22 protein-coding genes are annotated in these 26,892 nt (G+C 41.4%); 9 read left to right on the forward strand and 13 right to left on the reverse strand.

Going from position 1 to position 26,892, the window contains the following annotated elements; all coding sequences use genetic code 11:
- Positions 1-36: 36 nt before the first annotated feature.
- Positions 37-600 carry an alkyl hydroperoxide reductase subunit C gene (gene ahpC, locus FTT92_RS05965; RefSeq protein WP_078190520.1) on the reverse strand — a complete coding sequence of 188 codons (564 nt, stop codon included), beginning with the start codon at positions 598-600 and terminating at the stop codon, positions 37-39.
- A 162-nt stretch (positions 601-762) separates the two neighbouring features.
- A complete protein-coding gene (locus FTT92_RS05970; protein ID WP_111884501.1) occupies positions 763-1,401 on the reverse strand; it encodes a TetR/AcrR family transcriptional regulator in 639 nt (212 codons plus the stop codon).
- 132 nt (positions 1,402-1,533) lie between these two features.
- On the opposite strand from FTT92_RS05970, the gene FTT92_RS05975 reads away from it, so the two are divergent.
- Positions 1,534-1,998 carry a hotdog fold domain-containing protein gene (locus FTT92_RS05975; protein WP_168378960.1) on the forward strand — a complete coding sequence of 155 codons (465 nt, stop codon included), beginning with the start codon at positions 1,534-1,536 and terminating at the stop codon, positions 1,996-1,998.
- A 123-nt stretch (positions 1,999-2,121) separates the two neighbouring features.
- Here the strand turns inward: FTT92_RS05975 and ssb are convergent, their stop codons facing one another.
- The 3 genes from ssb to FTT92_RS05990 form a co-directional block, all read right to left on the reverse strand.
- Positions 2,122-2,703 carry a single-stranded DNA-binding protein gene (gene ssb, locus FTT92_RS05980; protein ID WP_180171653.1) on the reverse strand — a complete coding sequence of 194 codons (582 nt, stop codon included), beginning with the start codon at positions 2,701-2,703 and terminating at the stop codon, positions 2,122-2,124.
- A gap of 51 nt (positions 2,704-2,754) precedes the next feature.
- Positions 2,755-4,119: an MFS transporter gene (locus tag FTT92_RS05985; RefSeq protein WP_111884498.1), complete on the reverse strand. Its 1,365-nt coding sequence runs from the start codon at positions 4,117-4,119 to the stop codon at positions 2,755-2,757.
- Positions 4,120-4,274: 155 nt separating this feature from the next.
- Positions 4,275-5,360 carry a DUF475 domain-containing protein gene (locus FTT92_RS05990; RefSeq protein ID WP_180035454.1) on the reverse strand — a complete coding sequence of 362 codons (1,086 nt, stop codon included), beginning with the start codon at positions 5,358-5,360 and terminating at the stop codon, positions 4,275-4,277.
- 207 nt (positions 5,361-5,567) lie between these two features.
- Here FTT92_RS05990 and tenA point away from each other — a divergent pair, with 207 nt between their 5' ends.
- The gene (gene tenA, locus FTT92_RS05995; protein ID WP_180171654.1) at positions 5,568-6,233 is read left to right on the forward strand and encodes a thiaminase II; all 666 of its coding nucleotides are present in this window, start codon (positions 5,568-5,570) and stop codon (positions 6,231-6,233) included.
- Positions 6,234-6,344: 111 nt separating this feature from the next.
- Here the strand turns inward: tenA and FTT92_RS06000 are convergent, their stop codons facing one another.
- From FTT92_RS06000 to FTT92_RS06010, 3 genes are all read right to left on the reverse strand, one after another.
- Positions 6,345-7,067, reverse strand: coding sequence for a hypothetical protein (locus FTT92_RS06000; protein WP_180171655.1), 723 nt, complete (start codon positions 7,065-7,067; stop codon positions 6,345-6,347).
- A gap of 189 nt (positions 7,068-7,256) precedes the next feature.
- Positions 7,257-7,595: a GlpM family protein gene (locus FTT92_RS06005; protein ID WP_180002743.1), complete on the reverse strand. Its 339-nt coding sequence runs from the start codon at positions 7,593-7,595 to the stop codon at positions 7,257-7,259.
- Positions 7,596-7,729: 134 nt separating this feature from the next.
- A complete protein-coding gene (locus FTT92_RS06010; protein ID WP_180171656.1) occupies positions 7,730-8,113 on the reverse strand; it encodes a hypothetical protein in 384 nt (127 codons plus the stop codon).
- A gap of 179 nt (positions 8,114-8,292) precedes the next feature.
- Between FTT92_RS06010 and uvrA the strand changes: the two genes are divergently transcribed.
- Both uvrA and FTT92_RS06020 read left to right on the forward strand, forming a co-directional pair.
- Positions 8,293-11,124, forward strand: a complete 2,832-nt coding sequence (gene uvrA / locus FTT92_RS06015) for an excinuclease ABC subunit UvrA (protein WP_180171657.1) — start codon at positions 8,293-8,295, stop codon at positions 11,122-11,124.
- 17 nt (positions 11,125-11,141) lie between these two features.
- Positions 11,142-12,452: a hypothetical protein gene (locus FTT92_RS06020; RefSeq protein ID WP_373684097.1), complete on the forward strand. Its 1,311-nt coding sequence runs from the start codon at positions 11,142-11,144 to the stop codon at positions 12,450-12,452.
- 405 nt (positions 12,453-12,857) lie between these two features.
- Here FTT92_RS06020 and blaOXA read toward each other — a convergent pair whose 3' ends face one another.
- Positions 12,858-13,709: a class D beta-lactamase gene (gene blaOXA, locus FTT92_RS06025; protein WP_373684098.1), complete on the reverse strand. Its 852-nt coding sequence runs from the start codon at positions 13,707-13,709 to the stop codon at positions 12,858-12,860.
- 201 nt (positions 13,710-13,910) lie between these two features.
- Between blaOXA and FTT92_RS06030 the strand changes: the two genes are divergently transcribed.
- Entirely contained in the window at positions 13,911-14,720 is an 810-nt protein-coding gene (locus tag FTT92_RS06030) for a toxin-antitoxin system YwqK family antitoxin (protein WP_180127376.1), read from the forward strand.
- A gap of 41 nt (positions 14,721-14,761) precedes the next feature.
- On the opposite strand, the gene FTT92_RS06035 is transcribed toward FTT92_RS06030, so the two are convergent.
- A complete protein-coding gene (locus FTT92_RS06035) occupies positions 14,762-16,468 on the reverse strand; it encodes a diguanylate cyclase (RefSeq protein ID WP_180171658.1) in 1,707 nt (568 codons plus the stop codon).
- Between the two features lie 1,095 nt (positions 16,469-17,563).
- On the opposite strand from FTT92_RS06035, the gene omp33-36 reads away from it, so the two are divergent.
- Positions 17,564-18,466: a porin Omp33-36 gene (gene omp33-36, locus FTT92_RS06040; RefSeq protein ID WP_180171659.1), complete on the forward strand. Its 903-nt coding sequence runs from the start codon at positions 17,564-17,566 to the stop codon at positions 18,464-18,466.
- A gap of 58 nt (positions 18,467-18,524) precedes the next feature.
- On the opposite strand, the gene FTT92_RS06045 is transcribed toward omp33-36, so the two are convergent.
- Positions 18,525-19,220 carry an ion channel gene (locus FTT92_RS06045; protein WP_180008803.1) on the reverse strand — a complete coding sequence of 232 codons (696 nt, stop codon included), beginning with the start codon at positions 19,218-19,220 and terminating at the stop codon, positions 18,525-18,527.
- Positions 19,221-19,471: 251 nt separating this feature from the next.
- On the opposite strand from FTT92_RS06045, the gene FTT92_RS06050 reads away from it, so the two are divergent.
- Entirely contained in the window at positions 19,472-19,846 is a 375-nt protein-coding gene (locus FTT92_RS06050) for a hypothetical protein (RefSeq protein WP_180008801.1), read from the forward strand.
- Positions 19,847-19,935: 89 nt separating this feature from the next.
- Here the strand turns inward: FTT92_RS06050 and FTT92_RS06055 are convergent, their stop codons facing one another.
- Both FTT92_RS06055 and FTT92_RS06060 read right to left on the reverse strand, forming a co-directional pair.
- Complete coding sequence (locus tag FTT92_RS06055) at positions 19,936-21,651, reverse strand: cation acetate symporter (RefSeq protein WP_180171660.1); 1,716 nt, start codon at positions 21,649-21,651, stop codon at positions 19,936-19,938.
- A 1-nt stretch (position 21,652) separates the two neighbouring features.
- Positions 21,653-21,985, reverse strand: a complete 333-nt coding sequence (locus tag FTT92_RS06060) for a DUF485 domain-containing protein (protein WP_078193192.1) — start codon at positions 21,983-21,985, stop codon at positions 21,653-21,655.
- Positions 21,986-22,166: 181 nt separating this feature from the next.
- Between FTT92_RS06060 and FTT92_RS06065 the strand changes: the two genes are divergently transcribed.
- A complete protein-coding gene (locus FTT92_RS06065; RefSeq protein WP_078193193.1) occupies positions 22,167-25,655 on the forward strand; it encodes a PAS domain-containing hybrid sensor histidine kinase/response regulator in 3,489 nt (1,162 codons plus the stop codon).
- A gap of 447 nt (positions 25,656-26,102) precedes the next feature.
- Positions 26,103-26,852, forward strand: coding sequence for a hypothetical protein (locus tag FTT92_RS06070; protein WP_171525947.1), 750 nt, complete (start codon positions 26,103-26,105; stop codon positions 26,850-26,852).
- Positions 26,853-26,892: the final 40 nt, after the last annotated feature.

Consider the following 26,892-nt stretch of genomic DNA (forward strand, 5'->3'; position numbering starts at 1 on the left):
TTCTGGCTTTTTTAAATCTACGGTTGGATCACCAAATTAGATTTTACCCACTAGGTCGATCGATGGTGCAAGCGTCGCTTCACCTTCTTTCCATTTTGCAGGACATACTTCACCTGGGTGTGCATGTACATATTGAGCAGCTTTTACTTTACGCATCAATTCAGAAGCATCACGACCAATACCACCTGCATTGATTTCAACGATTTGGATTTTACCTTCAGGGTCAATTACGAAAGTACCACGGTCAGCAAGGCCATCCGCTTCAATTAAAACATCAAAGTTTTTCGCAAGTGTCCAAGTTGGATCGCCAACCATTGGGTATTCGATTTTCTTAATTTCTTCAGAAGAATCGTGCCAAGCTTTATGCGTAAAGTGTGTATCAGTAGATACTGAATAAATTTCTACGCCCATTTTTTTGAATTCAGCATAGTGATCAGCAAGATCACCTAATTCTGTTGGACATACAAAAGTAAAGTCAGCAGGATAGAAAAACACCACAGACCATTTACCGTAGAAGTCTTTTTCTGAAACTTCAATAAATTGACCGTCTTGGTAAGCGGTAGCGTTAAATGGTTTTACTTCAGTATTAATTAAACTCATTTGATATTCCTCTAACTCATTTCAGGGATTGCTTATCTGTTGAAGCTAGAATACGACTTATCAAATCATAGGTAAAACCGAACTTTTTTATAAAAACTATCGGATTTTTAGATTTATTATTTAAATCAATCTTTGCCTTTCCATCGAGCAAACCAATCAATTTCAATGAGAGCAAGGCTTTATATCCATACAGAGGGCCTGCCAAGCAGCCTGTATAAACTGTTGTTTATAGTGTGATGGTGGCGTTTTGACTTTATGCGATAACCATGCCCGACAATAATTTTCCGTTGCCCCTAAGACCAAAGACATCATTAATTCTTTGGGTAAATGCTCGATCAAATGCCAATCGGATTGTGTGGTCAACCAATCCAGCAGCGCGGTATTGCGTTGTAGATTATGTTGTTTTAACTCGGCTTGTAGCGTTTCCTTACGCATACTAAACCCTGCCGCATACAAGAATCCTGCAAAATCAGGATACGCTTCGACCCAGTCTATATACGAGCACAAAATGGCTTGAATGCCTTCCTGCAGCGATTGGGCCTGTGTCAAGGCGTCTGCCCTTTTCGCAAATTGATCTTGCAATGCTGCAAAATACAATGCTGCTACTAAACCATCTTTATTTTTAAAATGATGGTAAATCGCACCAACACTGGTCTCTGCGCGGTCTCGCACAAGTTCAATCGTCGTCGTTTCAATCCCTTGCTCTAAAAAACATGCAAGGGCTTCTCCTAAGATCTGCCTTTTAAGTTCCGCTCTGCGACCGCTGTAAATTCGTTGCAATAATGCTTGATTTGACGACATTGATACTTTCCTTTGCTCGGGTCATTTTAAAACAATGTTGGCTTTTTTTAATAGCTGTGACGTCATTTACGCCATTAACAGAATATTATTCCGTATTAGAATTATATTCTGAATAATGAAGGATAATTAAGCATGAGCCAAGCATTAAAATTATGGAAGACCTTCCAAAACAAACCCGCAGGGAAATGGACTTTTTCTAAATTGCTGTGTTTAAAAGCACCGTATTTCAGCAGTATTTCGCCTGTTTTTGATGAATTAAAGCCCCAATACTGTGAACTACATATTAAAAAACAGCGCAGTGTGTTGAATCATATTGGCACTGTCCACGCGATTGCCATGTGTAATATGGCCGAATTGGCTGGCGGTACCATGACCGATGTAACCGTTCCGAGCAGCCATCGTTGGATTCCCAAAGGCATGACTGTGGAATATTTGAAAAAAGCCGATACAGATTTAACGGCCATTGCCACGCCTGTCGATGCTAATTTTACGTGGAATGCAGGGAGTGATTATTTGGTGAATGTCGTGGTGAACAACACGCGTAATGAAGCCGTTTTTAAAGCCGTAATTACCATGTGGGTTTCTGAAAAAAAATAAGTCGTCGACTCAATTGCAAAATGAAACTGATCTTTCAAGATGAGACCTACGAAAAAAAACCCTCAAGATTGAGGGCTTTTTTTGATGATGATCTACCGTTTTAAACGCTGTGTTTAAGGTTCATTAAAACGGTAAGTCGTCATCTAAATCTGCTGCTGCAGGAGCCGGTGTCGGTACAGGCTGTTGTTTTGGCGCAAAACCACCTGGGTTGTTATTGCCATAGCTATTGCCTTGAGCCGGTTGGTTATTGCCATAACCGCCTTGGCTTGAGCTATTACCGTAGCCACCTTGGTTATTGTTATAACCACCTTGTTGATTATTGAAACGAGGCTGACCAAAATCACCGCCTTGACCTTGTTCGCCTTGTTGGCGATTATTGTCAAGCATTTGCATTTGTTCACCACGAATTTCAGTCGTGTAACGCTCTTGACCGCCTTGATCTGTCCACTGACGAGTACGTAATGAACCTTCAATATACACTTTAGAACCTTTGCGCAAATATTGCTGTGCAATTTCACCTAAGCGGTTATGTAACACAATACGGTGCCATTCTGTTTGCTCTTTACGTTCACCTGTATTTTTATCTGTCCATGAATCACTCGTTGCAATTGAGAACTGAGTGAGAGAACCACCATTTGGGAAAGTTTTTGTTTCAGGGTCACGACCCAAAGTACCAACTAAAATGACCTTATTTACACCACGCATCAGACGTATTCTTCCTATTTGTTTCTATTATTTACTTTATAAGAGTTATGGTTAAATGGCTACCTCTTTCCCTAACAAGTGCGTTAAATGTTGTCGCGCAGATTCATCCATCTGCTGCTTATCCACTTTTACATAAGCCACTTGCTGGTCAGACATCACCACAACTTCTTCAATACCACGAATTGCTAAAAGCTGAGAAGTCCATTCATCCGTTTCTTTATCTTCAGGCAAACTGAAAACCATAGACGATAAATAACGCGGTTGAGCCAATCCAAAACTAATGATCAACCATAAAATGGCTAGCCCTGTCAGGATGCCCCATCCCATTGCCGTATCATTTAGCAACAGAAGTTGCCCACCAATCATACCACCAAAAAATGCCCCCAGAAACTGACTGCTGGCGTTCACCCCCATGGCAGTCGCTTTGGATTGAATTGGAGCTGCTTTCGATAACCATGACGGTAATAATGCCTCCATCACATTAAATGCGATAAAGAATAAACCTAAACCTGTCAGCAAAATATATTTTGATTCGAAACCAAAAATTAAGATGCCCAATCCTAAAATAATGCCACCAATGGCGGTCAAGAAAATGCCGCGCATTTTGCGATATTTTTCCGCCAAAATAATACTTGGAAAGGCAAAAAACAGGCTCACGACCAAAAGCGGCAAATACACCAGACCATGCGAATGCAAGGGAATATTGGCAAAGTCAATCAACTGAGACGGCACATAGATAAACATCGCTGTGAGCAGTAAATGCAATGAAAAGACTGAAACATGTAAACGATTTAGATCAGGCATTTTCAGTACTTGCTTTAACTGCGTCAGATAACCTTGTTGAAAATTTTTATGATGACGCGTTACTTTCGGTACCAATAGCAACATCGCAATCGCGGCAAGTCCCATGATGGTGGTCACCCAAAATAAACCCGAGATGCCGACTAAACCTGTGAGCCAAGGCCCAAGGCTGAACGCGACCACAAAGGACAAACCGATACTCATCCCCATCATGGCCATGGCTTTAGTACGCTGTTCTTCACGTGTGACATCGGCTAACAAAGCCATCACTACGGCAGATACAGCACCACCACCGGCAATCGCACGCCCGATAATCACGCCATAGATGCTATCGGACATCGCCGCAATTGCACCGCCTAAAGCAAACAACAGCAGCCCGATCACCACCAACGGTTTACGGCTATAACGGTCTGCAATCAAACTAAACGGAATCTGTAAAATCGCTTGGGTCAACCCATAGACACCCACCGCTAAACCAATGAGTGCCGGTGTTGCCCCTGCATATTGCTGACCTGCCACAGAGAAAACAGGAATAATCATGAACAGCCCCAGCATACGTAAGGCGAAAATACTACTCAAAGCAAAAGTTGAGCGTCGTTCAAGAGCATTCATCATAGCTGGTTAAAAATTCATTAATCTTGGAATGGGATTATAGGACATTCAGCTTAAAGCGAAGCAGGATTTTTATTGATTTTAAATATCCTGATGATTGGACAAATAAAAAGCGCAGCTGACGCTGCGCTTTTTGGGAGATTTTAGGCAAATTTAAATTAGCCTAGATTTTCTTGACGCTTTTTATATTGAATTGAGGCAATCACAGCCCAAACAATAAATGCCACACCAATTAGACCCGTTACCACTTCAGGGACATGAAGACCTGTGCCACTCGCCAACATAATGAAGGCCAAAGCACCAATCGCATAATGCGCACCATGTTCAAGGAAGATATAAGCATCTAAGGTGCCTTTATCCACTAAGTAAATGGTCATTGAACGCACGAACATAGCACCAATAGCAAGACCGAGCATAATGATTACGACATCAGAGGTAATCGCAAATGCACCAATCACACCATCAAAACTGAATGAGGCATCGAGTACTTCAAGGTAAAGGAAACCACCAAAACCTGCTTTGATCACGCCTGTCGGTACGCCATTTGCGTCATGTCCAACCGCATTACCGTTTTCATCAACTTCAGGTTCGCCACCCAATAAATGACTCAGTACTTGGACACCGATATACACCACGATCCCCCAGATACCCGCCATGACTACCGCTAGACGAGAGGCTTCGGCCACGTTTGCTGCCATTACCAATAACGCAATTAGGGCAATAAACACGGACATCGCAGGAACGTTTGCAAGATTGGCCAAACGGCGCTCTAGCCAACGGAACCAATGGGTATCTTTCCCTTCATCTAAGAAGAAGTTCAGGAACACCAACAATAAGAAAGCACCACCAAAGGCCGCAATTTCTGCATGATGTGCCATCAATTTTGCAGAGTATTCAATTGGATTATTCAATGCCAATTGCACCACTTCCATAGCGCCCATGTCAGCCGTTACAGCAACAATGACGATTGGGAAAATCAAACGCATACCGAATACAGCAATCACGATCCCGACAGTTAAGAAAATCATTTTCCAGAAATGATCCCAACCACGGAGTACCGATGCATTCACTACAGCGTTATCAAATGACAATGATACTTCCATCACTGCCAAAATTGCAGTAATGGTCAGTGCTGTCAGCATGGCTTGCACACCTGCATTTGGGCCATGATTCAGACCCCAATATGCAGAAATGGCAAGACACACGATCGTAAAGACGATTGAGAAACCAAAATGTTTCATCATGATAGATCGACCTATTCATTCAATAAGATTTCAAAATGAGGGAATACCCAGTTTGAAGCTAAGTTTATGGCGCAATTATGCAGCTTTTCAGGATTGAAACCAAAAATTATTCGTTACATTTTGAATAAACACTCTAAGATGGAGGCTCTCAATTACATCGCATCATGGTGTAGACCCGTCTTTCATTTTTAACGACAGGAATGTTCAATGCGTTTTTCTGAAGAAGTTTGGCAACGTAATACCGCGTTATATCAGCAGATTCTCCATCTACCGTTTAATCAGGAATTGGCTCAGGGCAGCATAAGCCGCGATGCCTTTTGCCACTATGTCATTCAGGATGCCCATTATTTATTGGCCTATGGTCGTGCGCTTGCAGTGTGTGCAGCCAAGGCCTTTGATGCCGACGATGTGATTCAGTTTTCTGAAGCGGCAAAAATTGCCATCGTGGTGGAACGTAGTCTGCACAATGACTTTATGCAAGGTTTTAACATCAGCAAAGAACAGTTTGAAAATACTCCACTGACCCTTGCCTGCCATCATTACACTTCGTTTCTAACAGCGACAGCATGGTCAGAAAGTTACCCTGTGGTCCTTGCCTCACTCCTGCCTTGCTTTTGGATCTATGCTGAAGTCGGCAAAGCCATTGTCAGCCAATCTGTGCCTAATAACCCTTACCAAGCATGGATCGACACCTACTCAGGTGAAGACTTCAATACTGCTGTGCAAAACGTGATTCAAACCATTGATCGAGTGGCAGCTCGCTGCGATGCAGATACGCTTGAAAAGATGCATGCCGCTTACACAAACGGAGCAAAATTAGAATGGATGTTCTGGGACAGCGCGTATCAACAGCGCACATGGCCTATTGAATAAACCTGTGATTTAAGCTGTATAAAAATTTAAGGATCTAAAATTGCTTTTAGATCCTTTTTTAATACGGTTGGATTCGTTTTTTAAAATGATCCTGCACGATCATTTCAGGCATTAGCATTTAAAACGATACCATCCGAGAAAAATCCCCATCGCGATAATCACCAAAAAAATCGCAAAACGTGCTTCACGCATTTCACTGCGCGCTGCTTTGCGTTCCTGCATTTCTTCTGAATGAAATTGTGATTTGACCATCGGATCTAGTTGAGCAATAGCCAATAAATCTTTGGGCTTTTCACCTTTGCCTAAAATGAAATACAGCCCTTTGACTTGCATTTCATTGAGTTTTCCCAGTTCAATATTCAGTTGAGTAGCTTGTGCATTATAGTCAGGCACCCAATCTTCTACGCGGGCATATACATGGGCACGACTAATATCAAAGATTGATGCATCCTGCACTTTCTTGTCCGTTTGATCTTCCAGTTGTTCACTCAAATCGGAGAATTGGGACAGTACATAGTCTTTTTTCTGTGCCAACTGTACACCATCAAAAGCATACTCTTGTATTTTTTGTGCAGGATTATTTTTCGATAATAAACCTTGGGGAACGACTTTAAAGTCCAATACGGTATTGTCAGGGACTTGGTTGGTTTGCAGCACCATATAGACCACAGACCATAGCTGTTCATTTTGCCCGACCGCAGGCACGCTCACGCTATAACGCTGCTCGGCTGCAGGGTCAATAAACTGTTCAAACGCGAGGATTTGACTGTCTTCAGCCCACAGGATTTGGCTTGAAAACATGAGGCAGATGATCACCCAAAATTGTTTTAACATTATTTGCTCTTATCATGATTATTTTCTGTTCTGGCAGAATTATAATTAATTATTCAAATACTTACATTTTAAATCACACATTTAGTGATTGGAAATTCATCATAATTTAATACAAATCTATTGTTTTATAAATGATCTAGAACCGATAAAAAGTTAATCTGAAACAGCATCGATATAGGCTTTTGATGCTTACTGAAAACTCTGCCATGCATAAATCAAAACAGCCGCAGCAAGCACCCAACTCAAAGTTGCTACACTCAAACATGCCGTTAAGCTCAAACGTGTTGCGAGCAGGTACACCATCAATAAATAAATGAAATATGGGATGAGAGACCAGAGTCCAAACAGCGCAGTTTTTTGTAATGCGGCTGCACCCTGATCATTTGCCACAATTACATGAGCAATCAACGCAAAAGTCGGAAACAATGGAACCAAACCTGCAATATAAAACACCTTACTTTTAGACAGCAAAGCAATTAATACCACAACAAAGGCACCCATTAAGCTTTTGAGAAATAAGGACAACATGGCATTCTATGGTTTCGATAAAACTGCATTTTACGCCTTTTCTGCGATAGTCCTGAGATTTTCTAATGCATTTTTATGCGCATAGCACAGGAGATTTAAACGATGAACTTAAAACAGTCATAGAGCCGTGATCTTTATGCACCTTTACACCATAGGCTAGATGTAAAGCGCGCTTTTTGTTGCTCAGCCATTTGCTTAAACTGCGCTTGAACTTTTAAATCTTCTGCACTCATCAAATGTTGATTGTTTTCAACAATTGCCAAAACCAAATCAAACTGTTGAGGAATTTTTTCGCAAGCCAGATGCTTTTTTTCAGCTTCTGTTTTGGCTTGACCTAATTTTGCAATATACAGATCAATTTTTTCACTTTCGGTATTCAGCGCCAAAGTTGCTTGTTCTAAGCTGTCATAATTTTGCGCTTTCGGTGTGTGGTTCGGGGTACATGCACTCAAAAACACACTACACATCAATAAACCCATCACACCTAATGTTGGATTGAGATGAAGTTGCCATTTCATGTTAAAAGTCCTAGATTGCTGATTTGCGGATGCTTTAGGGCATCGGCACAGACAGCTATATTTTGATTCGGCCATTTTTCTCACAAAGTCACGCATAAATCTAGGTTTAAATTACACTTGAACATTTTTCATGCGCTATCATATATAGGTTTTTCGATGAATATTTTAGGACCCCTTGCATGAGCCAAAGCCATATCCGTATTCGAGGCGCACGTACCCATAACTTAAAAAATGTGTCACTCGATATTCCACGCGACAAGTTTGTGGTCATTACGGGTCTTTCTGGTTCAGGGAAGTCCTCTTTGGCTTTTGATACCTTGTATGCTGAAGGTCAACGTCGCTATGTTGAGTCCTTATCTGCCTATGCACGCCAATTCCTTTCGCAAATGGAAAAGCCCGAAGTTGACTCGATTGAAGGCTTGAGTCCCGCGATTGCCATCGAACAAAAATCAACGAGCCATAACCCGCGCTCAACGGTGGGAACGATCACCGAAATTTACGACTATTTACGTCTACTCTATGCCCGTGTCGGCACGCCGTATTGTCCTGAACATGACCTCCCGATGGTGGCTCAGACTGTGTCTGAAATGGTCGATACCGTCAAAGGTCTAGAAGAAGGCACAGCGCTTATGTTGCTTGCCCCTGTGGTGCGAGAGCGTAAGGGCGAATACACCAACTTATTTGAACAATTACAAGGTCAAGGTTTTGTCCGTGCCCGTGTCGACGGTGAAGTCATTGATATTGATACTCCGCCTGAACTCGACAAAAAGAAAAAGCACACCATTGAAGTCGTTGTTGACCGTTTTAAGGTACGTGATGATCTTGGCAACCGGATTGCAGAAAGTTTTGAAACGGCTTTACGCATGGGCGGTGATATTGCCATTTTGTCGTGGATGAAAGGCGAACAAGAAGACCGCGTATTTTCAGCCAAACACTCCTGCCCTGAATGTGAACGTGCCGTAGGTGAACTCGAACCGCGTCTATTTTCCTTCAATAATCCATTCGGTGCCTGCCCTGTTTGTGATGGTTTAGGCACCCGCAGCCATTTTAGTGCTGACAAATTGATTCCTAATAATGAAGTTTCGATTAGCCAAGGGGCAATCCGTGGTTGGGACCGTCAACGTCCGTATTACTACAGCATGATCCAAAAAGTTGCCGATCATTTTGGTTATTCTCTAGACACACCGTGGAATGAACTCGATACCGAGACCAAAAAGAAATTCCTTTATGGTACAGGCAAGGAAAAAGTTGACCTCAGCTATATTGATGAGCGTGGTCGTTCGCACAAACGTGTGCAAGCCTTTGAAGGGATTCTACCTCACCTAGAGCGTCGCTACCGTGAAACGGAGTCGAACTATGTGCGTGAGGATTTAGCACAGTATTTATCCAATGCTGCATGTGATGCTTGCGGTGGCTCACGTCTCAATGAAATTTCACGTCATGTCCGAGTTAAAGATAAAACCATCGCGCAAATCACCAAGATGTCGATCGGCGATGCTGAAAGCTATTATCAAGACCTCAACTTAAGCGGTGCCAAAGGCGAAATTGCTGACAAGATTTTCAAAGAGATTCGTGAACGTTTGCACTTCCTAGTCTCTGTCGGTTTGAACTATTTAAGTTTATCGCGTTCGGCAGAAACACTGTCGGGTGGTGAAGCTCAGCGTATTCGTTTGGCTTCGCAAATTGGCGCGGGCCTGATGGGCGTAATGTACGTGCTGGATGAACCCTCTATTGGTTTGCATCAGCGTGATAATGACCGCCTATTGGAAACCCTAGTACGTTTGCGTGACTTAGGTAATACCGTATTAGTTGTAGAACATGATGAAGATGCGATCCGTGCCGCCGACCATATTATTGATATCGGCCCAGGTGCAGGTGTGCATGGCGGTCATGTGATTGCCGAAGGGACGTATGACGAAATTTTGGCAAATCCAGATTCATTAACCGGTCAATATCTATCAGGAAAACTCAGTATTGATGTGCCGAAAACACGAACACAACCGCCAAAACCTGAAGAACAAATCAAGTTAATGGGCGCTGCGGGTCATAACCTGAAAAATGTCGATTTAACTATTCCTTTAGGTGTGATGACATGTGTGACAGGTGTGTCCGGTTCAGGCAAATCGACGCTGATTAACCGTACTTTGTTACCACTTGCAGCAACTCAGTTGAATGGTGCAACCACGCTCACTGCGGAAAAATTTGATTCGATTGATGGCTTACAATTCCTCGATAAAGTCGTCGATATTGACCAAAGCCCAATTGGTCGTACACCACGTTCAAACCCCGCAACTTACACTGGTTTGTTCACCCCTATTCGTGAACTGTTTGCGCAAACCCCTGAAGCTAAAGCACGTGGTTATGCGGCGGGTCGTTTCTCATTTAACGTGAAAGGTGGTCGCTGTGAAGCCTGCGAAGGTGACGGCATGATTAAAGTCGCAATGCATTTCTTACCTGATATGTACGTACCGTGTGATGCCTGCCACGGCAAGCGCTATAACCGTGAAACTTTAGAAGTTGGCTATAAAGGTCGTAATATTTCAGATGTGTTAGAAATGACAGTTGAAGATGCGATGCATTTCTTCGACGCTATTCCTGTGATTCACCGTCGTTTGGAAACCTTGAACCAAGTGGGCTTGGGCTATATCCGTTTGGGTCAGTCTGCAACCACGCTTTCGGGTGGTGAAGCGCAGCGTGTGAAATTGGCTCGTGAGTTGGCGAAGCGCGATACAGGCAAAACCTTGTATGTGCTTGATGAACCAACAACTGGTCTACACTTCCATGATATTGCCAAATTGCTCGACATCCTGCATGAGCTACGTAATAAGGGCAATACCATTGTCGTGATTGAGCATAACTTGGATGTGATTAAAACTGCCGATTGGATTGTGGACTTAGGCCCTGAAGGTGGTGCGGGTGGCGGTATGATTATTGCCGAAGGTACACCTGAAGTTGTTGCGAAGAATAAAGTGTCGCATACAGCGAAGTTTTTAAAGCTGATGTTGAAGTAAGATTCACTTTCCTTTAAGTGCATGATAAAAACGATAATAAATATATTACCGTTTTTATCAATATGCCTACAAAAATTAAAGATAACGAATCTATCCAACCTTTACTCAATTTACTAGAATTCGGAAAAATTAGTTTTTCTGTATTAGATAAAATTCCTTTTATTTATAAAGTAAGTCCTAAAATAAAATCTTTAAAGAAACAATTTATAGAGATTCAAAATCAAAGTTCTATCCTTACTCTCCCAGATCAGTTTAATGAATTGTTTTCAAATGAGGGCTGGATCTGTTACGGAGCTTTAAACCAATCCATCTTGGAAGAATCAGTCAGTCTAGGATTAGATAATAAAATTGAAGAAGCTAAATTACTATTAATAAACTCTATTGATGAAATTTTTATTGATCTTGTGTTGAAAAAATGTGGAATTCGAAAACACTTCAAATTAAGAGTCGAATTACTCAAATTGTTAAAAATTGACTATTTAGAAGAGCGATATCATGCCTGTATTCCTCTTCTACTTGCACTCATAGATGGTCTTGCGAATGACATTTCAGCACATATTGGATTCTTTGCAGAAAAATCTGACTTAGAACTATTTGATAGCATAACTGCTCATAAAACAGGTTTACCTTTTTTAAAGATACTTATGAATAGTGCTAGAAAAAATACTACAACCGAAAAAATAAAGATTCCCTATAGAAATGGAATACTTCATGGGCGTGATCTAAATTTTGCAAATAAAGAAGTCGCATCAAAATGTTGGTGGGCATTGGCATCCCTTATAGAATGGGCAGATGAAAAGGCCTTAAACAAGCAACCAAAACCACCCGAATCCTTTCAAACGATCTTAAAACAACATCAACAAACACGAGAACTTTCAAAACGTATTGGTTTATGGAAACCGCGACCTATACAACCGAAAGATTATTGGATAGTTCAAACTCTAGAAACAGTTGTAGATGATTCTCCTGAATTTACTTTGTTAGAATTTTTAAATCATTGGAAAAATAAACATTGGGGCAAACTTCCCCCACTACTAATACATAATATTGGGAAACATTTAGGTAAAGCTTCTCAAGAAATCAAAAGTGATTATCAAAAAAGTGAATTATTAAATTTTAAAATTATTGCATTAGAAGACTATACAGCATCATCAACAAGAATCTTAACCAATATCCAATACATAAAAAATGAAGGGATTAAAGATACAGAAATTAATATCACGTTAAATTATGCAGACTCGACTACTGGATCACCTGAATTACGAGGAGAAAAAAATGGCCGGTGGTATGTACTACAACTATCGTTAGGAGATATTTTATTTTCATAATTCTTTTAATCACATGACAGCGACATGGATGTCGCCTGATTGAGTGGGGCAGCACGGATGTGCCATCAGTCAAACAAAAGCATTTTGTCTACTTTTGTGCGTTCAAAAGTAGGAATCTCCTGCGCAATGGAAACTCAAACCCAATGCAAAGCGAGGACGTTTAGAAAAGCATATTTTTTTGAAAATAACCTGAACTAAATCCATCCACAAAATTCGCACCATTATTTTATACATTCAACTGGAACTGTTCGGACTTACCTTCAACCAAACAAAAGCATTTTGCTTACTTTTGTGCTTTCAAAAGTAAGATAAATCCTACGCAATGGAAACTCAAACCCAATGCAAAGCGAGGACGTGCCAACTCAAAATTCAAAATTCAAAATTCAAAATTCAAAATTCAAAAAATTAACGTAAATAATGAAACACACCCAACTTATCCAACACATCCAACGTCAACTGCTTACGCTCCGCCACATCATCCCCTGCAGCCATCTGCAAATTCAAACTAAACGCCGTGATCTTGCCATGACCATCATCTACCCAACCGGTATACCAACCGACTTGAGGTTCCACATCCATACCCCAACCACTCTTGGCATATAACTTCGCATCCCCACGGCTTTCAATATAAAGCATATCTTTGACTTGCTTTTGTACCGCGACATCAAACGGTAATTTCTCTGTCGCAAGCTGATACGCAAATTTGACTTCTTGTTCAGGCGTAATCTTTAACGGCCCAACCAACCAAAAATTATCCACCTGTTTGCCAATATTGGCATTGCCAAAACCGACCCGTTTGACTTCTTGTTGCATTAACGCCAAACCTATTCGCCTTGCCAGTTCCTGATATACAGGAACTGCAGATGCTTGCATCGCTTCACCCAAAGTCAGGTCTTTTTCCCATGAGGGGAAAGCACGTTTTTCACCTTTCCATTTAAAAATTTCAGTGGCTGTCGCCTTCTGATGCTGCAAACCAATTAAAGCATTTAACATTTTAAAGGTAGATGCAGGAATGTATTCAGTGTGGGCGCGCTGTAAGTCATTGCCATAATGACTTAAACGCTGACCATCAAATGTGACAAATACTGCCTGTGTTTGTGCTTGATTAAATAAAGACGGAATCTCACTCACCCGTGAATTTTCTAAATTGGCTTGAGTGGTTTGTTTTAAGTGTTGAGATGAATCCAACATGCCTTCATTTGCTGTACATGCGGACAAACTCAGGACAGTCATCAAAGATAGATATATTTTTTTCATTGCACTATTTTTATGGCGTTTAAAGTCCATAGTATAAGATGAAGTTCAAACCTGAATTGTGTACTTTTCAACAGTCTTGTATCTGTTCCAAACTTAGCGTAAGCACTATTTCTTTTTAAATAAAACATCCTTATGATGACGCCTATCGTGGACTCAACAACGAATAATTTTTAATTTTTAAAATATAAAAGCATACTAACAATGAATAAATTTATCTTAAGTTTCAGCCTCTTATTATGTCCAATATATAGCTTTGCCGATGGCTATCTAAACGAATACATGGTGCTATTTGTCTCACAAGAAGACCCCGATCTTAGCCCATGGAAAGATAAGCCGCAGTGTAAAGCCCTCAGTACCCCGACTCAACACAAAGGGATCTTTGAAAATCAATATGTCTATGCCAATGGCAATGCCCTAACCACCATCTTTCTGAGCAACAGCAAAATTAAAAATGGTGAATGTGAACATCTCATTCACTTTCCAGATGGTATTCAAGGCTCAGGCGTATTTGAAAGTTTCTTCCCCAACGGCAAACCCCGTAGCCGCATTGCTTATAAAAATGGGGAGTACGAGGGCAAACTTGAGTTTTGGTTTGCCAATGGGATAAAAGAGCAAGAAAGTAGCATCATCAATGGTGAGTCGCAGGGGGATTACAAAATTTGGCATCCAAATGGGCAACTGGCTTTTTCTCAAAATTATAAAAATGGTATCGAGCATGGCCTGCGCCAACGCTGGTACAGTAATGGTAAACCGTGGACCTATGCCAATTTTCAAAACAATAAACTGATTGGCGAGCTGAAAATGTGGTTTGAAAACGGCAAACTAGAACGCCAAGGTTATTATCGTAATGGTGTTCGTCATAACAGTTATAAAATTTGGTATGACAATGGGCAACCTGAAGCGGTGCTTCAGTACGATTTAGGCAAAATTACCCAAGCCCAGTGTTGGAATGAAGATGGTAGTCAAATGAACCAACAAGCCTGCAATAAATTATATAAAGATGAAGATTAATTCATTTGTCTAGCTAACTTTATGAATCTGCCAAGCTGCATTTAGACTGAAACACGATCACGCCCCGCAGCTTTGGCTTTAAACAATGCTTGGTCTGCTCGCTCTAATAAATCGATCCAGCTTTTGGCCCCCACTGCCACTCCAATACTCACCGTCACGATGAGATCGGTTTCGTCTTCTACCAAATTAAAATTCACATTCTGAATATCGTGCCGTATAGTTTCGGCAATGTGTTGGGCTTTGAGCATATTAATCCCCTCGATCAGGACTAAAAATTCATCTCCACCATATCGCACCACCAAGTCGGATGAACGAATATGTTTTCGTAATTGATTGGCAACATGTTGAATCACCAAATCGCCGACAATATGCCCATAGCGATCATTCACCTGTTTAAAGTGATCAATATCAATCACGATCAGTGCTGTATGTAAAAAGCCTGAATTTTGGCTGTCGCGAAATTTAATATATTCATCTAAGGCAAAACGATTGGCGACATTGGTAAGTGAGTCAGTATTGGCAATATGTTTAAGCTGAAATTCAAAGGCATCACGCTGTTCCAGCATGTTTTCAATATGCTGAATGGCGTCAAATAAACTGAGATAACCTACTTTGGCAGGTTCAATCACACCTTGATCCATTTGTCGGTGCCCTGCCAGTTTAAATAACTGATTACGAGCACGAATTAAAGGTTCAAACACCCATTTCTTGGCATAGAACATCGTTAATAATGCAGTCAGTAATGACACGAGCGAGACAAAAAGCGTGAAAATCAATTTATTTCGCGCTTCACGTTGTTCATCCGCAGCTACTTTGAGACTGTAATCTAAAATATAACTTTGCAATTCCACCACTGTGACAAATTTATTGACCATTGCATCAGTGAGCTGGGTGCCATCCATGTGATAACGCTGATGTTGAAGACTTTTTTGAGCCAAACCATCAATAATTGGCAAACCTTTATCTAAAAATTCCGTTCGTACCGCATGATGTAACTGTTTAAACTCAGGTGTTTTGTCATGTTCGGACTGCACGACATTGATCAATTCCCATAGATAGCGTGTTTGGCGCTGGGTTTGTAAACTCCGCGCTAAATTTTGCTCTGGAATTTCCTGTTGAAATGATACCGCAGCCATAATATTTGATGCGACTCGTCCCGCCTGATCACGTAATTCTGCCAGTAATAAAATCAGCGTGTAATAATTCGATACACGGGTATCTTTACCATGTGAATGATTGACCAATTTCTGCATGGCAATATAGCTTTGATCCCAAGCTTGGAACATCGCCAAAATGGCATGATCCAATTTTTTAGCTTCACGCTGTTGTGTCGGCAGCGCAATATATTGATCGACCGTTTTGCGACCCTGCAACAAATATGGATATAAATTGGACTCTAACTGCTGGGCGATCGGTGCAAAGCCCGTTTCTTTTAAAACTTTCAGTGTATCTTGATATTGCCGATCAACGCCTTGACGATATTCAGCCAACTCAATAATTTTTTGCTCGCGCTGTTCACCTTGACTCGACATTGCACTGTTAGCTGGCGCACGTTCACGAGAAATTTGGTTGGTTAAATCTGCCACCATTTTTAGCATCTGAATTTCTTTCAGCGCTTGAGCATTTTTGAGGTAGTTTTGATAACTGCTCACAATCAGTGGAACACTAATAAATACGATAGACAAGACGATTACTAGCATCGCAAGTTGCAAGCGCTTACTAATATGCTCTGTTCGTAATGTTTCCATCTATTTTATGCCCCACACTTGTTGCATACCCCAACCCACTTCTCAACTAAACGCGGGAATATTTAAATTAATGACCAATAATTTATTAATTTGTAAAGTGAACATTTATAGCTCTAAATTCTATATAAATGTGCTTAATCTGTCACATTTTTATCACTTTAGAACGAGATAATTTGCTAAAAAACAGCAGCATATTTCAAAGCGAAATATTTTTTATCAACTTGTTTAAATAAATATTTACAATTGCAATAAATTGGTGCAGAATGCACCGTATTAGGGCACACTAGATTTCTTCCTCAGCAGAATATTTTAGTTTCCCGAAAATTTTGGCTAAAAAATCCTGATTTTCCTTGAAAATCAGGATTTTTTTTGTCTATATCACTTTAATTGAAAGATAAATAGAATTATTAACGCACCATAAAAGTGCATTTATTTCTACGAGATATTTGCTCTATATTTTATCTTTAATATAAAGTTGCATTTTGAATAAAAAAAAGCCCAACCTTGGGGAAAGTTGGGCGAATAAAAAACAATAATGGAGAATCAGGGTCAAAGTCACACTTTTAAACCGTGTGACGACTCGATTGGCAAATTATGAATCAAATAAAACCTGATGTAAAGCCAAGTATTTCACTAGGATATTAAAAATATCACAAAGACACATATTTAAGTGACATATCCCTCAAACTTAAAACAAAAATGTCTATTTAATATACAAATAAGTGGTTTTAGCCCAACAATTCAGCAGTCAAAGTCCCGATTTATTACCTCAAATGCGTGAAAAGCGTTAGAATTTACCCACTACAATAAATGTTATTTTGAATTAAAATAACAATAATAATTGTTATTTTAGATTGAAAAGTTGTGTATTTTTTCAAGTGTATTTTTTTAATTAAGAATTTAATCAAACTTACTTAATTGTTCTCAATGATTTTTTTTGAGTGACTTATTAGTTAGAGTAAAAACTGAATTTCTTATTATGAAATAAAGATCTGAGTCAGAGACTGAATAATAACCTTTAGGATCATTGACTTAATATATTGTTACAATACAATGCTCAATGTTTAATCCATTTGTAACAACTGGTAGAAAATCATGAAAAAACTCGGTTTAGCCACTGCTTTATTATTAGCCATGACCGGTGCTCAAGCTTACCAATTTGAAGTTCAAGGCCAAGCAGAATACATCGACACAACTACAAATGACAAAGATTTCATTGGTGGTGTTCAAGGTACTTACTACTTCAAAAATGTTGACTCTACAAAAGGCCCTTTAGCAGAAGCTGCATTCTTAAACCAAGCTTCTAACGTAGCTGTTGCTTACAACTACGGCGAAGTTGGTTCACAAGGTGTTGACGTAATTGCTCATAACTTTGGTGCTAAAGCTGAAGCTTATGTTCCAACTAAAGTTGTTCCTGTATATGCAAGCGCGTCTTACAGCCACACTATTTTAGATTCTAAAAACCAAGCATCTAAAGTATTAGAAGACAACGGCGACCGTTATGCATTAGAAGTTGGTGCGCTTCCAACTCAAAACTTCTTAGTTGCTGTTGGTTACACTAGCGTTGCTGACCAAGCTGCTGTTGACGCGTTCAACGTTATGGGTAACGGTGTTGCTAAAGCTGCTGCTGAAGCTACAACTATTGGCCAAGACCAAGATGCAATCACTGCACGTGCTAAATATGTTGGCGCAATCGACGACACTAACATGGCAATTGGTTTCGAATCAGGCATCATCTACGGTGATGACACTGCTTACCAATTCAAAACTGATCTTTTCGTAACTCCTAAATTAAGCGTTGGTGCTTCTTACGCTGAATCTAGCTTTGCTGGTACTCCAGACTCAGCTTGGGGCGCGAACGTAAACTACTTTATCACTCCTGCTGTTGCAGTTGGTGCTAGCTATGTAAATGCTAACTATGAAGCAGCTAAAGCGACTGAAACAAGCTTTATCGGCGACACTCAAACTGTTGGCGTAAATGCTAAATTCCGTTTCTAATTCATATTAGATACTGAATACCAAAAAGGACGCATTTGCGTCCTTTTTTATTCTGTCATTATTTGTCTTTAGGCTCATGGCGTTCCGGTAAATGGGCAATATATTGCAAAGCAATTAAGCGAGAAACGATGAGAGCCAAATACATCACTCCACAAAACATTTGAAGCATCGCCAACACCCGTGCAGGCGCGCTCACAGGCATGAGATCCGACAAGCCCGTGGCAGACTGCAAACTAAAACTTAAAAATAATAAATCTAACCACGACTGCATACCCGGCTCTGCAGGATTCACAAAACTATCCGGATAAATCAGCTGACAAATACTATAGAGAAAAGCAAAACCCCATGCGATGAGGGTAAATACTGCCCCTGCTGCAAAAAGTTCATCTTTGGTTAAATAGCGATCGGCAAACATATAGCGTAATAAGCCATAGGCTGCACTAAAATATGCGCATGCTTCAAAACCATGCGCAATAATTTGAATATTGGGATGATTTACACCGAGCATAATCAAAGTAGAAAACAATACGGCGCAGCCAACAAAACTCAGTCCTAAAATCGTAAACATTGGAGTTTGGCGAATCACTTTGGCAATGATCAATAGTACCGACACCCCAAGTACCCAAATTAGCGCACGAAAAGACAGACTTTCTCGGGTAATCGCGGTTAAAACCAAGATCAGAAACTGCACCAGTAACAGCCATGCTGAGGGTAAAAGTCTAAAGCTTTTCCAAAAATCTACAAAACCTTGCATTATTTTCAATCTCTATATTTTTTTCATGCGCTGAAATGATCGATCTGAAGCATCATCAACTGATTGATTTTAAATTAGCATGAAGTAAGTTTCTTCTACTGCAAAGATTTGTTGATCCTAATCTGAAAAAGCATCCATATGAGCACTGTTCTAGCTGGGTTTCTTATTACCAAAGAGGTTCAAAAAAACTACTGTAAGTTTCAGTTTTCAGGCACATATTCAAAGGAATCTCCTGCGTGGTAGATTTCATTATGAAAAAACATCTCGTATTTGCACCCCTCTGTCTGCTCATGCTCTCTGCCTGTACACAAAACAGTCCGCTCCTCAAAGGCCATGAAAATTATGTGGGGACTTGGCAAAACAACCACAGTGAATTAGTGATCAAATCGTCGGGCGAAGTGACGTATTACCATCAAGAACATACTGAAAAAAGTATTGCCAACCAAACCTTCAGTGGTGCTGAACAGTCGCGAATAAAAGCCCATTTGAGCAGTTTTGGTGATCAGAGCTTTAGCATCGGTCAGGATAATTTCTCTCAACAATTCACCATTCAGCGCTCGCCTTATCAAGATGATCAAGGCCATTGGAAGATGTCGATCAATGGAGAAAATTATACACGCAAATAGGACAGAGATTTGTCCACAAACCACTGTTTCATATCATTCACTCAAATATAAAAAAAGCCCCTTATTAGGGGCTTTTTAGGCGATTCAGATTAGTGATCTGAAGCACCAGAGATACCAATACCAGTTTGTGAACGTACATACTGTGCATCGAATGCTTTACGCTCAGCTTGTGCTTGTGCTGAATTATCAGTCACAGAGAACAACCAGCAGCAGATGAATGCCAATGGCATTGCAAAGATAGCAGGACCATTGAATGGGTTAATTGGTGTTTCAGAGATTGCGAATGTATCTACCCAAACTGCTTTAGACAATACAATTAGAATCACAGCAGTTGCTAGACCAACCACACCACCAATCACTGCACCACGCGTCGTTAAACCTTTCCAGAACATCGACAATACAAGCACTGGGAAGTTTGCACACGCTGCTACAGAGAATGCAAGACCGACCATGAATGCAACGTTTTGTTTCTCGAACAAGATACCTAAAATCATTGCGAAGATCGCAAGACCCAAAGTCGCGATTTTAGACATACGAAGTTCAGATTCAGGTGTAGTTTGACCTTTCTTGAATACGTTTGCATACAAGTCATGTGAAATTGCTGAAGCACCAGACAACGTTAGACCTGCAACTACTGCAAGAATCGTTGCGAATGCTACCGCTGAAATAAAGCCCATGAACAAGTCACCGCCCAATGCATCAGACAAGTGAACCGCTGCCATGTTGTTACCACCAACAAGTTCTAACTTGCCAGTTACCGCCATTTTCGCTACATCAAGAAATTGTGGGTTGTTCGATACATAAAGGATCGCACCAAAACCGATGATGAAAGTTAATAGGTAGAAGTAACCAATAAAACCTGTAGCAACAACTACTGATTTACGTGCTTCTTTTGCATCTTTTACAGTAAAGAAACGCATCAAAATGTGTGGAAGACCTGCTGTACCGAACATTAATGCAAGACCTAGAGAGATCGCATCAATTGGGTTTGCAGCCAATTTACCCGGCCCCATAATGTTTGCAGCTTCAGCTAAAGATACGTCATGTACTTTAGAGAAAACTTGGATCGATTGAGTGAACATTTCAGAGAAGCTGAAGCCCACGCCTTTCATGACCATAAATGCCATGAAGGTTGCGCCAGACAAAAGCATCACAGCTTTAATGATCTGTACCCAAGTTGTTGCCAACATACCACCGAAGATTACATAAGCCATCATCAGTAGACCAACGATCACAACCGCAATGTTGTAGTTCAAACCGAATAGTAGTTTGATCAACTGACCTGCACCCACCATCTGTGCAATCAGGTAGAACGCTACAACCACAAGTGAGCTTACTGCTGCAAGGGTACGGACAGGTTTCTCAGCTAGACGGAATGACACCACGTCAGATAAGTTAAACTTACCTAAGTTACGCAGACGCTCAGCCACCAAGAACAATACAATTGGCCAACCCACCATGAAGCCCAATGAATACAGCAAGCCGTCAAAGCCTGAACTGAATACCATTGCGGAAATACCGAGAAACGATGCTGCTGACATGTAGTCACCGGCAATCGCTAAACCATTTTGGAAACCCGAAATACCACCACCGGCAGTATAGAAGTCTGCAGTGTTTGTGGTTTGCTTCGCTGCCCATTTGGTAATAAACAAAGTCAAGCCAACAAAAATTGCGAACATGATAATCGCATGCCAGTTGGTTGCTTGTTGCTGTGCTTCACCTAAATCTGGTCCAGCCATTGCCATGCTTGACATGAGCAGAGCAGGAGCCGCTAATACTATTGCTTTCAATGAATTCCATTTCATCTTAGTGCGGTCCTTTTTCTTGAGTAATTGCTTCTACTTCACGCATTGCTTCTGCGTTTAATGCATCCAACTTGTTGTTTGCAATATACGAATAAACACCACACAGTAAGAATGACAATACGATAATGCTTAGACCTAATGGCATACCAATCGTGGTCACACCACCACTCACGGATTGCATCAAGAACTCTTTGTTATAGCCCACAAGGAGCATAAAGCCGACATAGACCACCAACATAATGATCGTCAAAGTCCAGCTCAACTTACTTTTACGGCTGACCATTTCCTTAAATTTTGGATTCTGTAGAATTTGTTCTACCTGTCTCTCATCCATAATATTCTCCTTACGCCGAACCTTGGCGCGCAATTTTCTAATTCGAATTATTTCGAAGCTAAACTTACCAATGTTCCTTATCTCTTGTAATTTAGACTTTGGTCGTTAAATTTTGATCAATAACCTCCCTAAGCCTATGGATGCGTTATCATTAAGCGAGAATTAATATGCTGCAGGCTCTATGAATAGTTGGCTTATCGTCGGGGTATTGGCCCTTTACATCGCATTACTTTTTGTATGTGCATTCTTTGGTGAAAAGCATGCCAGCAGGCTCAGTACTCGTGGCAGAATGCTTCTCTTTAGTCTAACTTTAGGGGTGTACTGTTCATCGTGGACATTTTATGGCGCAACAGGTGCCGCCGTTCGTGAGGGCATTATTTTCCTGCCAATTTATCTGGGACCGCTACTATTTGTTGCGCTCGGCTATGATATTTGGCGACGTTTAGGGCGTGTCCGTCAGCATCATGCCATTTCATCGATTGCCGACTTTGTAGCAGCACGATATGGTAAAAGTGGCCCCTTAGCATCACTGGTAACGATCCTTGCCGTAATTGCCATTATTCCCTATTTAGCCTTGCAGCTACGTGCGATTGCCTTAAGTGCAACAGTCATTTTAGAACCGACCGCTGGTCTGACAGGTACCACCAATAGTGTGCTGTTTTTGACCGGTGTATTGGCGATTTTGGCGATGATGTTTGGGACACGACAGATTGCCAATACTGAACAGCACGGCGGCTTAATGTTGGCTGTGGCATTTGAGTCTTTCGTCAAGCTGTTTGCACTACTTGCAGTCGCATTTTTCTTTGTTTTTGAATCACCTGAAAACATGGCGCAAATCAGCCATGACATTAGCAGTACATTTAAAGATGTCCAGCTCAAAGGTGTGCCAGAAAGCTTCTGGATTCAAACATTATTGGCTGCTTTAGCGATTATTTGTCTACCACGTCAGTTCCATGTCGCGGTGGTTGAACTGCGAGATGAAAAGCATATTCGTGGTGCTCGTCGTTGGTTCGCCATTTATCTGATTTTAACCATTATCGCGATCATCCCGATTGCCAGTTGGGCGCTGCATGCAGCACCGGCTTACTTGGCAATCCCCGATGTTGCCGTGCTCTCACTGCCTTTAAGTTATAACCAAGACTGGTTGACCTTACTTGCGTTTCTCGGCGGGTTTTCAGCTTCGACAGGTATGCTGTTGGTGTCGTCAGTGGCCTTGTCGATTATGCTCAGTAATGACTTGATCATGCCTGCACTGTGGCGTACACGCTTATTGTCACGTCATGACAAACGCCTACCACTCGTACTGAAATTCACACGTCGTGTGTGTATTTTAGCAGTCATGTTATTGGGCTTCTTGTTCTTCCATTTCTTCAATGACATTGACCAATTATCAGTATTTGGTCTATTGGCCTTCAGTGCTGTGGCACAGTTTGCACCGGCGCTAATTGGTGGTTTGTATTGGCGTGGCGGAAGTAAGCAAGGTGTATATGCGGGTCTGTTGGTCGGTTTTGGCATGTGGGCTTATACCCTGTTATTACCAACCGTATTACGTAGCCTACCTGAACAATTTAAAACATTTACCGAAAATCTTTTAAGTCAGGGTCCGCTAGGCTTGAGTTGGTTACGTCCTGAAGCACTGTTAGGGTTTGAATCTTTCGATCCACTTACCCATGGCGTAGTTTGGGCGCTCGGTTTAAATATCACCCTCTATATTTGGATTTCCCGCGTCTTCCGTCCAAGTGTTGCCGAGCAAATTCAGGCCGAAAGTTTCTTTTATTATGAAACCAAGCCCCTTCCTGCTCAAAGCACATCAAACGACATCAGCTATATTCACCACGATGTGGCGCGTCTAAAAGTAGGTGATTTGATTACCTTGGCAAAACGTATTACCGGTGAAGGTCCAACCATGCGTGCCTTCAACCAGTTCTGCGCACAAAACAATGTCGTTTTAAATGAAAATAGCAGCGCCAACGGTATGTGGTGGCGTTTTACCGAACAGTATCTTGCAGGCACCATCGGTGCGGCATCCGCCCGTACCTTACTCACCACAGCCATGGTTAATAATGGTTTAGCACTCGGTCAGGTCGCCAATATTCTTGACCAAGCCTCACAGTGGCAGCGCTTTAACCAAAACCTGATCATGACCATGATCGACCATATGACTCAAGGTGTGTCTGTGGTTGATGAAAATATGTGTTTGGTGGCATGGAACAATCAATACCTCAAACTGTTTGATTATCCAAAAGACATTGTCTACGTCGGTTGCCCAATTTCAGACTTGATTCGTTATAACGCTGAACGCGGCGAATGTGGTCCCGGTTCAGTCGAGGAACATGTGCGTAAACGCATGCATTGGATGCAAGTCGGCAGCGCACATGAATTTGAACGGATTCGTAAAGATGGTCGTGTAATTCAGATGCGTGGTAATCCGATCGAAGGCGGCGGTTTCGTCACGACCTTTGCCGATATTACCGCTTTCCGTGAAAATGAAGCCTTGCTTGAAGGCCGTGTGCAAGATCGTACCCAACAGTTGGCAGATGCCCTGTCTGAACAACAATTGGCACGTGAGCAAGCCGATAAAGCCAATATGTCGAAAAGCCGCTTTATCGCTGCTGCAAGCCATGACTTATTGCAACCGATGCATGCTGCGCGTCTGTTTAGTACAGCCCTCGAGCAAAGCGTACAAAATGATGATGATCGTAAAACGCTTCAGCAACTAGATCGTGCATTGCATGGTGCGGAAAGTATGCTCTCTGCCCTCTTGGATATTGCACGACTCGAAGGCGGAACCATTCAACCGAAACGTCAGCCCTATCCGCTGCATGACTTACTCAGTGATCTTGAACTGCAATTTAAATCGATTGCAGCACAGCGTAATATCAAACTGACCGTACACGATGCTCAGTTCTGGATTGACACGGACCCACAGTGGATTCGTCGTATTATCCAAAACTTCGTCAGCAATGCCCTACGCTATACGGCGCGTGGTCGTGTTGTGGTGGGTGTGCTACGTTCAGCACGTCCGGGGCATATTCGTATTGGCGTTTGGGATACAGGTCCTGGGATCGCGGAAGAACAGCGCATTAAGTTGTTCCAAGAGTTCGAACGCTGTGGACACACCTCTCCATGGGGTGAACAGGGTCTGGGCTTAGGTTTAGCCATCGTGCAACGCATGACCAGCTTACTCGACTACCCAGTACATGTGTTCTCAGAACTTGGTCATGGTTCATGCTTTATGATTGAAGTCCCTGTAGTCGCTGCGCCAAAAGTGGTCGCTGCACCGACCCAAGCGGTTCCGCTGAAAACCAAAGCCTATAAGATTCTGTGCTTAGACAATGATGAAACCATTTTGGAAGGGATGTCGACCTTACTGACCAAATGGGGCTATCAAGTCTTTAAAGCCACTGAACCTGAACAGGCCATGGAGTTGATTCAACAAGAGAATATTCAAGTTTGGTTGGTTGACCAACATTTGAATAACAACAAGATCGGTCTCGACTTTATTTTAGATAACCGTCAGGAAAATGTCCCTGTGGCACTGATTACTGCAGATTCTGATCCTGAACTACCGCAACGTCTAAAAGAGTTAAACATCGTCTTACTGAAAAAACCGTTGAAACCGGCTTCACTCCGTTCATGGTTATCTGGTTTGAAGATTTCAAATCAGTAGCGCTGTTACAGGACATCTCTCTGTGAAAAATAGCCCATTTCATTCACATGAAATGGGCTTTTGTTTACCTTGTTCTTACTTAAACTTACCTAAATGGCAAAAAAATTTGTCTCAGCGGCAAGATCATTCAAAATAGCCCCGACATTTCGTCTATTTATTAGCCATAAATATCAAATTTAGATTGCCTATGGCAAAAAATATCGAATGCATGAGTGAACACTTGTACACTTAGTTACAATTAAAAATCTATTTGATTTAACTCAGTATTTTATAGGTTAAAATAAAAACTAAAACTTTAGTCGTATATTTAGCTGCCGCCGTTCGTTTTAAAAATATTCATAAGAAGTTGATCAGTTTCAAGCCAATTCAAGAAGCGTCATAACTCAACACTTGAGAAGCTGATCTCCCCCGCATATTAGGAGTGATCTTGTGAATATTTCAGAAACAATGCCGCATGGTTTTGATCAAAATCTACAGTTTCATCGTCAATATGGCGCCAATGCCATTTTGCCAGAGATCGACTGGCGTCAATTATTTAAGTTCAGCAAATTAAGTGATGTGCAAGTCGAAGCGTTGGAAACACTCTATCGCAGTGCCGTTCCTCTTGCGTTACAGGTATTTGACGAACTGAATTTTGATGTCTTTGCACCGAATGCCTACAAACCCCAAGGTCTTGGCTTATTCGATCGACTGGCAGAACAGGAAGATCTACTACTGCAAAATTTAGAAGCAGAATCCAATGGCTTAGGTTTGGACACCCGTCATCAGATTTGGAGCATGCTACTGCGTGGTGGTGCGGTCTTAGTATTTAAAGCTTGGCTCGGTAAAGTCAAAACCGACAAAAACCAGTTGGATAAAACACAGTTTGATGAATTATCTGATTTACTATTTATTAAAACAGCGCCATTTGAATTGGCACAACGTTTAAATGTTGATGCCAACTCCAAGCAAGACCATATCTTCCTGATGTATGACAATGATGTTTATCTAGACCGTTTTAACAGCTTAGAAACTGCAGCCCTATTTGTAGATTTAGGTGTTTATGATGCGGCTTTCCTGAGTTTACGTGATGACCGTGTCGCGGATTATCTCAAAGCGCGCGGCTATGTGTCCGATGAACAAATTGATGAACTGCAATGTGCGCTCAACCCTTTGTACTGTACCGATCTGACGCCTAAGCAAGACTATATTGCTTAAGTTGAAGTGGTTTGTTTAAGTCATTGTTAAGTTGCATTAC

Source organism: Acinetobacter sp. YH12023 (assembly GCF_013420135.1).
In the GTDB taxonomy this organism is placed as follows: Bacteria; Pseudomonadota; Gammaproteobacteria; order Pseudomonadales; family Moraxellaceae; genus Acinetobacter; species Acinetobacter amyesii.